This is a genomic window from Pseudoalteromonas sp. PS1M3 (assembly GCF_016865405.1).
GTDB classification, from domain to species: Bacteria; Pseudomonadota; Gammaproteobacteria; order Enterobacterales; family Alteromonadaceae; genus Pseudoalteromonas; species Pseudoalteromonas marina.
In genome coordinates, this window is record NZ_AP022624.1 from 616,572 (window position 1) to 630,259 (window position 13,688).

General features: G+C 42.9%; 9 protein-coding genes. 6 read left to right on the top strand and 3 right to left on the bottom strand.

What is annotated here, in order from left to right; all coding sequences use genetic code 11:
- Positions 1-11 precede the first annotated feature (11 nt).
- Complete coding sequence (gene rnr / locus PS1M3_RS02920; protein ID WP_203986172.1) at positions 12-2,453, top strand: ribonuclease R; 2,442 nt, start codon at positions 12-14, stop codon at positions 2,451-2,453.
- A 5-nt stretch (positions 2,454-2,458) separates the two neighbouring features.
- Entirely contained in the window at positions 2,459-3,202 is a 744-nt protein-coding gene (rlmB, locus tag PS1M3_RS02925) for a 23S rRNA (guanosine(2251)-2'-O)-methyltransferase RlmB (protein WP_006794097.1), read from the top strand.
- Positions 3,203-3,333: 131 nt separating this feature from the next.
- Here rlmB and PS1M3_RS02930 read toward each other — a convergent pair whose 3' ends face one another.
- The gene (locus PS1M3_RS02930; RefSeq protein ID WP_203986175.1) at positions 3,334-5,490 is read right to left on the bottom strand and encodes a TonB-dependent receptor domain-containing protein; all 2,157 of its coding nucleotides are present in this window, start codon (positions 5,488-5,490) and stop codon (positions 3,334-3,336) included.
- Positions 5,491-5,688: 198 nt separating this feature from the next.
- Positions 5,689-6,534: a LysR family transcriptional regulator gene (locus PS1M3_RS02935; protein ID WP_008127667.1), complete on the bottom strand. Its 846-nt coding sequence runs from the start codon at positions 6,532-6,534 to the stop codon at positions 5,689-5,691.
- A 126-nt stretch (positions 6,535-6,660) separates the two neighbouring features.
- Between PS1M3_RS02935 and PS1M3_RS02940 the strand changes: the two genes are divergently transcribed.
- The 4 genes from PS1M3_RS02940 (at position 6,661) to gcvP (ending at position 12,078) form a co-directional block, all read left to right on the top strand.
- Complete coding sequence (locus PS1M3_RS02940; protein WP_006794100.1) at positions 6,661-7,260, top strand: hypothetical protein; 600 nt, start codon at positions 6,661-6,663, stop codon at positions 7,258-7,260.
- Between the two features lie 93 nt (positions 7,261-7,353).
- Complete coding sequence (gene gcvT, locus PS1M3_RS02945; RefSeq protein WP_203986179.1) at positions 7,354-8,436, top strand: glycine cleavage system aminomethyltransferase GcvT; 1,083 nt, start codon at positions 7,354-7,356, stop codon at positions 8,434-8,436.
- A gap of 205 nt (positions 8,437-8,641) precedes the next feature.
- Positions 8,642-9,031, top strand: coding sequence for a glycine cleavage system protein GcvH (gcvH, locus tag PS1M3_RS02950; RefSeq protein ID WP_006794102.1), 390 nt, complete (start codon positions 8,642-8,644; stop codon positions 9,029-9,031).
- A gap of 155 nt (positions 9,032-9,186) precedes the next feature.
- On the top strand, positions 9,187-12,078 hold the full coding sequence (gcvP, locus tag PS1M3_RS02955; protein WP_203986182.1) for an aminomethyl-transferring glycine dehydrogenase: 2,892 nt from the start codon (positions 9,187-9,189) through the stop codon (positions 12,076-12,078).
- 520 nt (positions 12,079-12,598) lie between these two features.
- On the opposite strand, the gene PS1M3_RS02960 is transcribed toward gcvP, so the two are convergent.
- Positions 12,599-13,663, bottom strand: coding sequence for a hypothetical protein (locus PS1M3_RS02960; RefSeq protein ID WP_203986185.1), 1,065 nt, complete (start codon positions 13,661-13,663; stop codon positions 12,599-12,601).
- Between the last annotated feature and the right edge of the window lie 25 nt (positions 13,664-13,688).

Here is a 13,688-nt window from a genome sequence, read left to right on the forward strand (position 1 = left end):
CAAGATAGTGAATGTCAAACCAAGATCCAAATCTCAGTCGAGAACAAGAAAAGTACGAAAACCCCGTCCCTAGCCGTGAGTTTATACTTACTCATCTTCAAGAGCGTTCAAAACCAGCTAACTACGCACAATTATGTGAAGAACTAGCCGTTAATGATGAAGAGCGTCAAATTGCATTTAAACGTCGCCTTCGTGCCATGGAGCGTGATGGTCAGTTATATTTTAATAAATTTAAATGTTATGCACTTATTGACGAAGCCGGTTTAACCAAAGGTAAAGTAATAGGCCACAGAGACGGTTTTGGCTTTTTAGAAGTTGAAGGCGAGAGCAAAGATTGGTTTATTGCCAAACATCAAATGAACATGGTGTTACATGGCGACATTGTACTAGCTAAAGGTACAAAACGTGGCTCTGGCTCAAAATGCGATGCCCGTATTATTAAAGTGCTTACCAACGAGCGCGCCCCTATTGTAGGGCGTTATTTTGTTGAGCATGGTGTTGCAGTTGTAGTCGCTGAAGATCCGCGTATTACGCAAGACATCATGATTTTACCAGGCAACGAAAACGGTGCCCGCCACAACCAAATGGTGCAGGTTAAAATCACTCAAAATCCTAGCCGCAATATGAACGCAGTAGGTAAAGTGGTTGATGTACTAGGTGAGCATTTAGCACCAGGTATGGAAATTGAAGTTGCCCTTCGTAATCACGACATTCCGCATGTTTGGCCAGAAGAAGTTGACGCACAAGTCGCCCACTTAGGCGAATTTGTAGAAGATGGAGACAAACAAGGCCGCGTAGATTTACGCGACTTACCGCTTGTTACGATAGATGGCGAAGACGCCCGCGACTTTGACGACGCCGTGTACTGTGAGCCTAAAAAATCGGGTGGTTGGCGTTTATGGGTTGCTATTGCCGATGTGTCGCATTATGTAGGCATGAATACACCACTTAACAAAGAAGCCATTGCACGTGGTAACTCAGTGTATTTTCCTGAGCAAGTTATTCCAATGCTACCAAAAGTACTGTCTAACGGGTTGTGTTCACTTAACCCTAAAGTAGACCGCCTTTGTATGGTTGCTGAAATGACCGTATCAGCGGCAGGTAAATTGTCGGGTTATAAATTTTACGAAGCGGTGATGAATTCTCACGCCCGTTTAACTTACACTAAAGTAAACGCCATTTTACAAAATGACGAAAAGCTTCGCGACGAATACGCCGCCGTAGTGCCACATTTAACTGATTTACAGCAAATGTACATGGCGCTTAAATCAGCACGCCAAGAGCGTGGTGCTATTGAATTTGAAACACTCGAAACACGCTTTGTATTTAATGCACATCGTAAAATAGAGTCTATTGTGCCAGTTATCCGCAACGACGCGCACAAACTCATTGAAGAATGTATGATTTTAGCCAACGTGTCAGCGGCTAAATTACTCGAAAAGCACGAGGCCAGTGCACTTTACCGTGTGCATGATGAACCCGACAGTGAAAAGCTAGGTAACTTTACACAGTTTTTAACTGAGTTAGGGATTCAGAGCACATTAGGTGACGAACCAACGCCTAAAGAAATTACGCAAATATTAGCTAAATTAGGCGAGCGCCCAGAGGCCGAGCTTATTCAAACTATGCTGCTGCGCTCAATGAAACAAGCGGTTTATCAGCCAGATAACATAGGTCACTTTGGTTTAGCGTTATCGGCTTATGCGCACTTTACATCGCCTATTCGTCGTTACCCAGATTTAGTTGTACACCGTGCAATTAAAGCGGTGCTAAAAGCACAAGGTCAACAAACGTCAGGCGCATACGCGTACACTGACGATGAAGTAGATCAATTAGGCGAGCAATGTTCAACCACTGAGCGCCGTGCAGACGATGCGACTCGAGAAGTAGCCGACTGGCTTAAATGTGAGTTTATGCAAGACCACGTTGGCGATGAGTTTAACGGGGTTATTTCGTCGGTTACAAACTTTGGTTTATTTATACGATTAGACGATTTACAAATTGATGGTTTAATTCATGTTACTAATTTAGGCGACGAGTTTTTTGCACATGATGCTGCAAAACATTGCCTGATTGGTGAACACAGCCACACCGTTTACCGCCTTGGCGATAAAGTAACGGTGCAAGTTGCCTCAGTCAGTTTAGACGATCGCCGTATAAACTTAGTACTTAAAGGCGATGTAGCACAAGATAGGTATTCACGCCGTCGTGCACCTAAAGGTAAAGGCCCTGCGAGTGTACGCTCACAATTAAAAGCAGGCAAAGTACCGGGTAAAAAGTCAGACGACAAGCCAAAAGGTAAAAAAAAGCCAGCCGGTAAAGGCAAAGCTGCTGGTAAGTCGGCGGTTAAAACCAGTGATGGCACCGCAAAGAAAAAACCGAAAAAGAAATCGGCTAAAAAGCCTAAAAGACCAGGCAAAAATGCCCGTAAACGTACAAGCCCAGGAGCATAAAATACGTGAGTAATGAATTAATTTTTGGCTTTCACTCTGTTGAAGCAATTTTAGCAAAAGAGCCTGAGCGATTTTTAGAAATTTACGCCCTTAAAGGCCGTGATGATAAACGCTTAACACCGATTATTGATGAAGCACGTAAATTTGGTATTTCAGTACAATTTATGCAGCGTAAAGCACTTGATAACAAGTCGAAAGACGAGCAGCATCAGGGGATTATTGCTAACGTAAAAGCGGCGCCAACGTACAACGAAAAAGATTTAGATGTGATCATTGCGCGTGAAGAAACTCCATTTTTACTCGTACTTGATGGCATAACCGACCCGCATAACTTAGGTGCATGCCTGCGAAGTGCAGATGCCGCTGGCGTACATGCGATCATTGTTCCTAAAGATAAGTCGGCAAAGCTTAACGGTACAGCACGAAAAGTAGCGTGTGGCGCAGCAGAAACAGTGCCCCTTATTCAGGTCACTAACCTTGCACGTACGCTTCGTGAAATTAAAGATGCTGGCGTATGGGTAGTTGGCACTGCTGGCGAAACCGACACGCATGTATTTGATGCAAGCTTAACAGGCCCAATGGCCATAGTTATGGGCGCAGAAGGTGAGGGGATGCGCCGTTTAACGCGAGAGCATTGCGATGTATTGGTTAAAATTCCAATGGCAGGGTCGGTGTCTAGCTTAAACGTATCGGTTGCAACCGGTATTTGTTTATTTGAAGTATTACGCCAACGTAACGCAAATAATTAAATTGCGTTAGTTTAAAGCTAAGCATTAAAAAAGCCGAGATTAAATAATCTCGGCTTTTTTGTATCTACTATTTGCTAAGTATGGTGTGAGTAAAACGGTTTAGTTAACGAGTCGTTTTACTCAGCAACTACTTAAAAGCTGTATGTGTAGCCCATTTGAATACTACGAGGCTTACCTGGCTGAATACCACCATTAGCACGGTTAGCTATGTACGTTTTATCAAACAGGTTATCAACCGTTAAGTATACTTTTTGGTTGTCGTCGATTAAGTATTTAGCAGCTAAATCCCATACTACACGGCTATCTATTGCGTTTAAGCCTGAGTCAGATAGGTCGGCATGAGAATCAGATACGTAACGTATTTGGCTGTTAACAACAAACGATGCAAACTCAGCGCCTAACGATAAAGCAACTTGATTTTCAGGTACGTAAGGCATTGCATCGCCTTTTTCTACCGAGCCCCAAATTTCTGAATCAAACGTGTTTTTAAACTCAGAGTCAGTGTATGTGTACGTTAATTTAACTGGAAATTGCGCAGCGTCTGTTGCAAAAGTACGACCCGCACTAAATTCAAAGCCCGATACTTCTACTTCACCGTAGTTGTATTGGTCGCCAATATTTTCGTCGCTACAACCCACAGCAGCAGTACAGTTACCGTGCATGTTGTCGTAATCAGAGAAAAACGCAATCACTTCACCGTTAAAGCCATTCATATTAAAGCGAGAGCCAAACTCAAGGTTTACACTTTCTTCTTCTTCTTGGTCAGCATTACCCGGTGCTGCTGGAGCGTAACCTTTTTGAATACCCGCAAGTAACGTAACGTTATCGTTAAGTGTGTAAGTGGCACCTAACGATGGCACTAAAATTTCAGTATCGTTAGAAATATCTTTAGTTAAGCCATTGCTACGAGTTGGATCTGATTTAGACCATTCTTCACGCGTAATGGTAATGTCTTCGTAACGAAGACCTGCATTAATAACTAACGCCTCTAGTGTCCATTCGTCTTGAACAAATAACGTGCTTGCTTTTGCGCTATCTACACGGTTGCTATCTGAACCTGGTACACCTTGCGATGTAAGTGTCATGCTTAGGTCTTGATTAAGCGTGTACGTGTCTTGCCATTGGAAACGATCCATTTCGTCTTCGTGGTAACGCACACCAACAGTAACGTAGTGATCGCCTGCAGGAATATGTAATTCAGACTGAATGCCTTTTGCTTGGTAATCACGGTTGTTAGCTTTAACACCAATACCTTCGATACCTTCGCTTGTTGGATTTGCTTCAAAATCGCTATATTGTTCAAGTGTGCTTGTGCCTACACTGCTTGCTTTATACCAGTTACGATGAAAATCGTTTAGGTAAGCGGTTGCAAGTAATTCGTAGCCTTCGCCAAAACGGTACGCGTAGTTTAGTTGGTAAGCGTTGTGGCGAGTGTTCATTTCATCGTTTTGCGATGCAGCGTAACGGCGATTAGGGTTTGCTTTGTAATCTTCGTCAGTTAAGCCCATGTAAGTTTCGTCTGATGTTTCGTCAGAGTATTTTACTTTTAGCTCAATATTGTGGGCATCGTTTTTACCAAACGTATGACCAAACTTTAATAGTAAATCAGTTTTTTCAAATCCCGTATTATCGCTGCCAACAGGAAGCTCTTTAAAGCCATCGGCGCCGTAAGTAAATACTTCAACCAAGCCAGACGTGTTGTTTTTTTCTTTACCAAAGTATGCGTGACCTTTGTAGTAGCCATCGCTACCAAGGGCTGCATCTACCATACCTTTAGAGCTATTAGGCTCGGTTGGTAAGCTACGAGAAAGTAAGTTTAAAACGCCACCTGTAGTACGAGGACCGTACTTAACTGAGGCAGCACCTTTTAATACTTCAATTGTTTCCATACGACCCATAGTAGGGAAGTAGTAAGCAGAAGGCGCAGAGTAAGGCGCTGGTGCGACTAATACACCGTCTTCCATTACAGAAATTTTATCGTTACGGCCGGTACCAGTACCGCGCATACCAATGTTAGGGCGAAGGCCATAGCCATCTTCTTCTTGAACGTAAACACCCGGAACAGACGCTAAAACACGCGAAATATCGGTAAACTCAAATTTTTGAAGTTCTTCGTCAGAGATAAAAGTAGCCGAACCTGGAATGTCGTTAATAGCTTGCTGTGAGCCAATAACTGTAATTTGTTCAAAGCGCTGTTCTTTATCGCTGGTGTCTTTAGCCATTGCAGTAGCTGTAAAAGACAAAGCAACCGCAGTTGCAAGAGTAGATACTAAAAACTTAGTGTTCATTTTTGTCCTAATCACATTGATTTTCTGAATTGGCGTAATTTGAACACGTTAACGAATGCGAATCAATATTATTTAGTATAAAACTATTCATTTTTTTAGAACTAAAAACACAGGGTTATGCAACGTGGTTAACTTTTTTGTTTCTTTTGTATTATTTTGTAATCATGAGGCTAGGTACAAAGTGGGTGTTTTAATTTATTAGCCTAAACGCAGGGCAATAAACTCAGCAAGCTTATCTACCGCATTTTCTGACTCCCCCGAACTTTTAACCAAGCTAATACCAATGTTGCCCAGTGCCGGTAAGTGTTTAGTGTGTACTTGGTAATTAAGCTCGCTGGGTACGGTACTTTTTGCCAGTACTGTTATACCAAGCCCTTCTTTTAATGCCGCAATAAGCCCCGTTAAGTCGGCGTTGCTATATACAATACGGTATTTTATGCCGGCATTTTTAAGCGCATCGGTAGCGCGGCGGCGATAAATACATCCCTCTGGCGCGGTTACTAAGGTAACCACTTGGTTTTTTGCTTGGTTTAAATCACCCACCCACACCAATTGGTCTTGCATAAAAATAGGAAATTTACTTGAGGTAAGTTGCTCGTTTAGCGCAAGCACTAGATCAAATTGGTCTTGCCTAGAAGCCGAAAGCAAATGCTTACTTAATCGCGATTTAACTTCAAGCGATACTTCTGGGTACAGCGCCACAAAGTCGCCAATAATAGAAGGGAGTATACGCGCAGCAAATTCGCTAGGTATGCCTAAACGTACTTTTCCGGTAATGCTCTCTGAGGTAAATTGCTGCAAAATGGCATCGTTGTATTGCATCATTTGTTTTGCCATGGGCAATAATAGTTCGCCGTACTGGTTTAATACTTGGCGCTGGCCTTGCTTTTTAAATAATTTATAGCCTAATACATCTTCTAAACGCTTTATTTGTAAGCTTACCGCTGGTTGCGAAAGCCCCAAAAAGTCGCCGGCTTTGGCAAATCCGCCTACATCTACAATCATTACAAAGGTACGTAAACTGTCGGTTGATATATTTTTCATATTTAAAATTACAATTTATGTGGCTACATATATAAGTATTATTTATCAATTGATAAATAATTACAATTTGTTGTTACAGACCCCGCGCAATATAATTTTAAGATTAAAAATACACAGGTGTTTGTTATGACTTTTAACCCAATAATGTTTGCCCGCCACAGCAACGCTAACAGCGCGGTTATAAACGCTTTGCAGGCAAATAACAGCACAGTTGTAATGGATTTTAGCGGCAGCGAAGCTTCTGTATTTTTAAGCAGTATTTTAGGCCACGATTTAACAAAATTAACGGCCAGCGGTTTAGGTTTAAAAGGCACATTAGATGGCGACTTTTATTCTGACTTTAGTTACGCCGTGTATTATTTTAGCGAAACCGCTTTTCGATTTGTATTACCTCACAGCGCAAGCCTGCAATTACAGTCACTTATAAACGAACAACAGCTTCGTTTTGATATTGACTACGTTATTCGTACCGACCTAACTAGCTTTACCTTAAGCGGCGAAAACGCCTTTGATACGCTAGTTGACGCCTTTAAATTAACACCCGGTTTGCGATTATCTGACGCACAACTATGCTACGGTGCGCAAAGCGGTGAGGTATTTATTACCGCGATTGATAACAAAGATGAGCAGCATTTTGTGCTCATAGCTAAAGCGCCAGAGCTACAAAAATGGCAAAGCTATATGCAAACGCAGGGTTTTGCAGTAATGCAAAACCAGGCCGCATAACAAAAACAACTAACAGGTAAACATAATAATGTTTGCCTGTTTTTAATTTAAGCCACGCCCATTAAGGGTTAATTTAAAACGTGAAGGAATGTTATGACTTCTAAAACTGTACTCCATGCTAAGCACCTAGAAGCGGGCGCAAAAATGGTTGATTTTCATGGCTGGGAAATGCCAATCAACTACGGCTCACAAATAGAAGAACATAATGCAGTGCGTAACGATGCAGGCATGTTTGACGTATCACACATGACCATTGTTGATATTGAAGGCGACCAAGCTAAAGCATTTTTACGTAAGCTTGTAGCAAACGACGTGGCTAAATTAACCGTACCAGGTAAAGCACTTTACACCGGCATGCTTAACGAGCAAGGCGGCGTAATTGACGACCTTATTATTTACTTTTTCAGCGAAACGTTTTACCGCTTAGTGGTTAACTCGGCTACGCGCGAAAAAGACTTAGCGCATTTAGCTAATGTATCGAGCGATTTTGCCGTTACAGTGACTGAGCGCCCAGAGTTTGCAATGATTGCAGTGCAAGGCCCTAACGCACGCGAAAAAACAGGCACGCTTTTAAATGCAGAGCAACAAGCTGCAGTTGAAGGCATGAAGCCGTTTTTTGGTGTTCAAGTGGGTGATTTATTTATTGCTACAACGGGTTATACTGGCGAAGACGGTTACGAAATTGTAGTACCAAACGACCAAGCAGCCGATTTATGGCAACAACTGCTAGACGCAGGTGTAGCGCCAGCTGGTTTAGGTGCACGTGACACGCTACGTTTAGAAGCAGGTATGAACCTTTACGGCCTAGATATGGGCGAAAGCGTATCGCCACTTGCAGCTAACATGGCATGGACCATTGCATGGGAACCAGAAGATCGTGACTTTATTGGCCGTGACGTACTGGTTAAACAACGCGCTGAAAAAAGTACCGACAAGCTTGTTGGTTTAGTACTTGAAGAAAAAGGCGTATTGCGTAGCGGTTCAAAAGTAATTGTTGACGGTGGAGAAGGGGTTATTACCTCAGGTACTTTTTCACCTACACTTGGTTTTAGTGTAGCCCTTGCACGTGTACCACGTTCAACAGGCGACACTGCTCAAGTAGAAATGCGCAAAAAATTAGTTAACGTTAAAGTAGTGAAGCCTAGCTTTGTACGTAACGGTAAATCAATAATTTAAAATTTGGTGTTATCACCCAATAATACCAATCATGTTGAGTTATTAATCACTTATAGCGACGGATAAATAGAGTGATAACAAGGTATTAATTTTGATATGTAGTTGTTCTACCTAAGAAATTAATAACGATGTTAGCGCTTTGTTTAGACCGCTAGAGTGGTTAAATATTTAAGTTGATTGGTATCATAACCAAAGGAACAAGATAATGAGCAATATCCCTACTGAATTAAAATACGCTTCTTCACACGAGTGGGTTCGCGACGAAGGTGACGGTACCTTTACAGTTGGTATTACAGAACACGCGCAAGAACTACTTGGCGACATGGTGTTTGTTGAATTACCAGAAGTAGGCGACGAAGTAGACGCAGGCGAAGACTGTGCAGTAGCGGAGTCAGTTAAAGCTGCTTCAGACATTTACGCACCAATTGGTGGTGAAGTGATTGCTATTAATGAAGAGCTAGAAGACGCACCTGAAACAGTAAACAACGACGCGTACGGCGACGGTTGGTTATTCCGTCTTAAAGCATCTGATGTGTCTGAGCTAGACAACCTATTAGACGCTGAAGGCTACTCGCACACTATCGACGAAGAGTAATCACTTTTTGTCTAAAGCCCCGCATGTTGAGTAAACAATCGGGGCTTTTATGATTTTACAGCTTATTGCCCATACCCAGTAAGTTGCCAAATCATCATATATTTTAATCAATACTAGTTACCCATTAGTATTTAGGATCATAGGAATCTGGACACATGTCAAACGCCAAATCTCTTGAACAGTTAGAGCAAAAGCAAGATTTTATTCGCCGCCATATTGGGCCAAGCCCAGCGCAAGTAAGCGATATGCTAAGCGCTCTTGAAGTATCAAGTGTACAAGAGCTGATCGATCAAACTGTACCGGCTAACATTCGCCTAGAGCAACCGCTAAGCATTGGCGAAAGCCGTACTGAAGTTGAAACACTAAGCTACTTAAAATCAGTAGCAAGCAAAAATAAAGTTTTCAAATCGTACATTGGCCAAGGCTACCACCCAACACATGTACCGCACGTAATTTTACGTAACGTACTTGAAAACCCGGGTTGGTATACAGCGTACACGCCGTATCAGCCAGAGATTGCACAAGGGCGTTTAGAATCATTACTAAACTTCCAGACTATGACCCTAGATTTAACCGGCCTTGATTTAGCAAGCGCGTCGTTACTTGACGAATCAACCGCTGCAGCCGAGGCAATGGGCCTTGCAAAACGCGTATCTAAAGCTAAAAAAGCCAATGCCTTTTTTATTGCCGACGACGTACACACACAAACTATCGACGTAGTAAGCACCCGTGCTGAGCAGTTTGGTTTTGAAATCATTATTGGTAAAGCGGCCGACGCCGTTAACCACGACATTTTTGGTGCATTATTCCAATACCCGTCTACATCGGGCGAAATAGTTGACGTAACCGACCTAATTGCTGGTGTTCAAAGCAAAAAAGCCATTGCCTGTGTTGCTGCCGACATTATGAGTTTATTACTATTAAAAGCACCGGGTAAACTAGGTGCTGATGTAGTACTTGGTTCGGCTCAGCGTTTTGGTGTACCTATGGGTTACGGCGGTCCACATGCTGCATTTTTTGCAACACGTGACGCGTACAAGCGTTCATTACCAGGGCGTATTATTGGTGTATCTAAAGACCGTTTAGGTAACGACGCACTGCGTATGGCAATGCAAACGCGCGAACAACACATTCGCCGCGACAAAGCCAACTCAAACATTTGTACAGCGCAGGTATTACTTGCCAACATGGCGGCGTTTTATGCGGTGTACCACGGCCCACAAGGCTTAAAAACTATCGCGCAGCGTATACACCGCTTTGCTGATATTTTAGCTGCTGGCCTAAAAACCAAAGGCATCGCCCTTAAGCACAGCACGTGGTTTGATACGCTAACAATTGTTGGCGACAACAAAGACGACGTAATAGCACGTGCACTTGCCAAAGGCGTTAACTTTGCTACAAACCACGACGGCGAATACTCAATTTCGGTTTCAGAAACCACAACCCGTGCAGACGTTGCCGAGCTATTTGATATTGTACTAGGTGAAGGCCACGGCCTAAGCGTAGACAGTATTGCAGCCGATATTGAAGCAAACGGTAGCGACTCTATTCCAGCGAGTTTAGTTCGTGATGACGAAGTATTAACGCATCCAAACTTTAACAGCTACCACAGCGAAACAGACATGCTTCGCTACATTAAGCGCCTTGAAAACAAAGATTTAGCGCTTAACCACTCAATGATTTCGTTAGGTTCATGCACCATGAAACTAAACGCGACCGCTGAGATGATCCCAGTTACATGGCCTGAGTTTGCAAACCTTCACCCATTCTGCCCGCTAGACCAAGCAGAAGGTTATCAAATAATGATTAACGAGCTACACGACTGGCTAGTTAACATTACGGGTTACGATGCGGTTTCACTTCAGCCAAACTCGGGTGCACAAGGTGAATACGCAGGCTTAATTGCCATTCGTAAATACCACGAGTCACGAGGGGATGCACACCGTAACGTATGTTTAATTCCAAGCTCAGCGCATGGTACTAACCCAGCGTCGGCACAAATGGCGAGCATGAAAATTGTGGTGGTTAACTGTGATAAAAACGGCAACATCGACATGCAAGACTTAAAAGCGAAAGCTGAAGACGTGTCTGAAAACCTGTCGTGTGCCATGATCACATACCCATCTACCCACGGTGTTTACGAAGAAACCATTCGTGAACTATGTGACATTATTCATGAGCACGGCGGCCAAGTTTACATGGACGGCGCAAACATGAACGCGCAAGTGGGTGTAACAAGCCCGGGCTTTATTGGCTCAGACGTATCGCACTTAAACTTGCACAAAACGTTTTGTATTCCACACGGTGGCGGCGGCCCAGGTGTAGGCCCAATTGGTGTTAAATCGCACCTTGCGCCATTTATGCCAAACCACAGCGTAATTAACGTACCAGGTACAAACATTAACAACGGTGCCGTATCGGCAGCGCCTTACGGCTCAGCCGCTATTTTACCTATTTCATGGGCGTACATTGCCATGATGGGCTCAGAGGGCTTAAAACAAGCCACAGAAATGGCCATTGTGAACGCTAACTACTTAACGCAAGAGTTAAGCCAGCACTTCCCAATTTTATACCGTGGCCGTAACAATCGTGTTGCTCACGAATGTATTGTTGATTTACGCCCATTAAAAGAAGCGTCAGGCATTACTGAAATGGACGTCGCTAAGCGCCTACAAGACTACGGCTTCCATTCACCCACTATGTCGTTCCCAGTAGCGGGCACGTTAATGATTGAGCCAACTGAGTCTGAGTCTAAGGGCGAGATAGACCGCTTTATCGAAGCAATGGTCTCTATCAAAGGCGAAATCGACAAAGTAATCTCTGGCGAATGGTCAATCGAAAACAACCCACTTGTGTTTGCACCGCATACACAAGCTGACGTACTTGGTAACGAATGGGACCGCGCGTATGACCGTTTTTACGCTGCATTCCCAGTGCCTTCGGTAGCTAAAGACAAGTTCTGGCCAACTGTTACACGTATAGATGACGTATACGGCGACCGTAACTTAGTATGTTCATGCCCAGCGGTTGAGACTTACCGCGACTAAGAACCGCGACTAATTTTTGAACTTTAATGGGTAGTAAGTTCTACTGTAGAGTGGGATTTATCAAAATTATAAAAGCCGTTGCAGTAATGTAGCGGCTTTTTTGTATGTTTAAACATTGTAGACGCACAGCTTGCTGGCGTGTTGGGCGCAGCCCAAAAGTTGTTTAATTGTTGTTGGCGCATACTTTGTTTGCTTTTGGCTCATTGAGGGATTAGAAACCTAATTCAAGGTTTTGTCGCGCTGGCGACAGCAGCCAAAGAGAGGCTGCCGCTGACCCCTCTCTGGACTCTTCCAGCGCACCCGAGCATCACGCTTAATCCTTCAAACCACAATTGATGTGAACGTAAACTGCGAAGATAGGCCATCCATGGCCTAGTTTCGCCTTATCGCGCATCCATGCGCTATTATTCATCAATTGCTTATTTTTAGGACTTGATGACGTGGGAAGGGTGTTAAACGCGAGATTGGTGTTTGGTCTTGGCAAGAAACAAAACCTGGCCCGCCGCATTTCTGCTATTAACTACCACTCAAACCTCTCATTGCTCTCTGAATCACGCTCTGCTTCTCTTTCATACTCTCTTGCAATGTAAGCTTCCCATTGTGGCTTTTTAGCTAAAGCCCATTCGGATACTATTTTGTCAGTTGAATCTATTAATGGTTGAAATAAAGGTAATCGAGACTCAAGTATCTTGGCCCATGAACCCGTCCCTCCATTTGGAGTGAAGCTAGATAAGTATTCGTCCAAAACCACAGCAGGTTCTGGACAAGCTTGTAACAATTCAATCGCTAATTGTGTCCACTCAATAGTTTTTTCATTTGATTGGTAAGGTGTAATAATTGATGCGAGAGCTGGATAGCTATCTTTACCGTTGCATTTACACCAATCTAACGTGCTTTTTATATCAACTTTCGAAAATGGACTTACTTTCTTATCAAGCCTACCTTTTATTGCATTTCTTATCTGAGGTTCTATTTCTTTATTTTTACCTATAAATACTTCAAGGGCTAAAATAGGATGTAATTGAATAATTGTGGACATAAATTCTGGGAAATCATATCTGCCGATAATATGATTCAAGATTTTTGCTTTAATAGCTTTTAGAACAGTTAAAGCATACTCTTCATTTGTACCGGCAGAAAAGCAGACATTGGCTATTTGGGTTAAGCTATGATCGCTGCCACCGGAAGACTCTCTTTCTTCTGAATAATCGAATGATGCTAAAAGTGATGCTGATTTCTCTTTTAGCAAGTCTGAAACAACATAGTGTTGGTTTTGCTTTAGTCCATGAAAGCGCATTGATAATATATCGATAGCAACTTTCAGCCCACCACCGTAGTGCCAAATCAAATCCAAAATTTCACATAATATTTCATCCGGTATCGGTTCGTGCCTTCTTCCGGATGCTAGGTCATAATAATCCCTTACTTGGCATGTATGTTGCTGTAGTGCTTGAATAATACGAGTAGTAGACTCTGTATCGATTGGGTAACTTAGTTGAACTCTGATGAAGTGTTGTTTAAGTGTAGGATGAATTAGAAGGCTATCTAAGTGCGTATTCTCATGACTTTGATCACCGATTCTCATCAGCTTTGATCGCTTGATTTATCAT

Excerpts from the sequence above, each read along its gene's own strand:
- gcvP (WP_203986182.1), top strand. The coding sequence starts at position 9,187 with ATGTCAAACGCCAAATCTCTTGAACAGTTAGAGCAAAAGCAAGATTTT.
- PS1M3_RS02960 (WP_203986185.1), bottom strand. The coding sequence starts at position 13,663 with ATGAGAATCGGTGATCAAAGTCATGAGAATACGCACTTAGATAGCCTT.
- gcvH (WP_006794102.1), top strand. The coding sequence starts at position 8,642 with ATGAGCAATATCCCTACTGAATTAAAATACGCTTCTTCACACGAGTGG.
- PS1M3_RS02935 (WP_008127667.1), bottom strand. The coding sequence starts at position 6,534 with ATGAAAAATATATCAACCGACAGTTTACGTACCTTTGTAATGATTGTA.
- rnr (WP_203986172.1), top strand. The coding sequence starts at position 12 with ATGTCAAACCAAGATCCAAATCTCAGTCGAGAACAAGAAAAGTACGAA.
- PS1M3_RS02940 (WP_006794100.1), top strand. The coding sequence starts at position 6,661 with ATGACTTTTAACCCAATAATGTTTGCCCGCCACAGCAACGCTAACAGC.
- gcvT (WP_203986179.1), top strand. The coding sequence starts at position 7,354 with ATGACTTCTAAAACTGTACTCCATGCTAAGCACCTAGAAGCGGGCGCA.
- PS1M3_RS02930 (WP_203986175.1), bottom strand. The coding sequence starts at position 5,490 with ATGAACACTAAGTTTTTAGTATCTACTCTTGCAACTGCGGTTGCTTTG.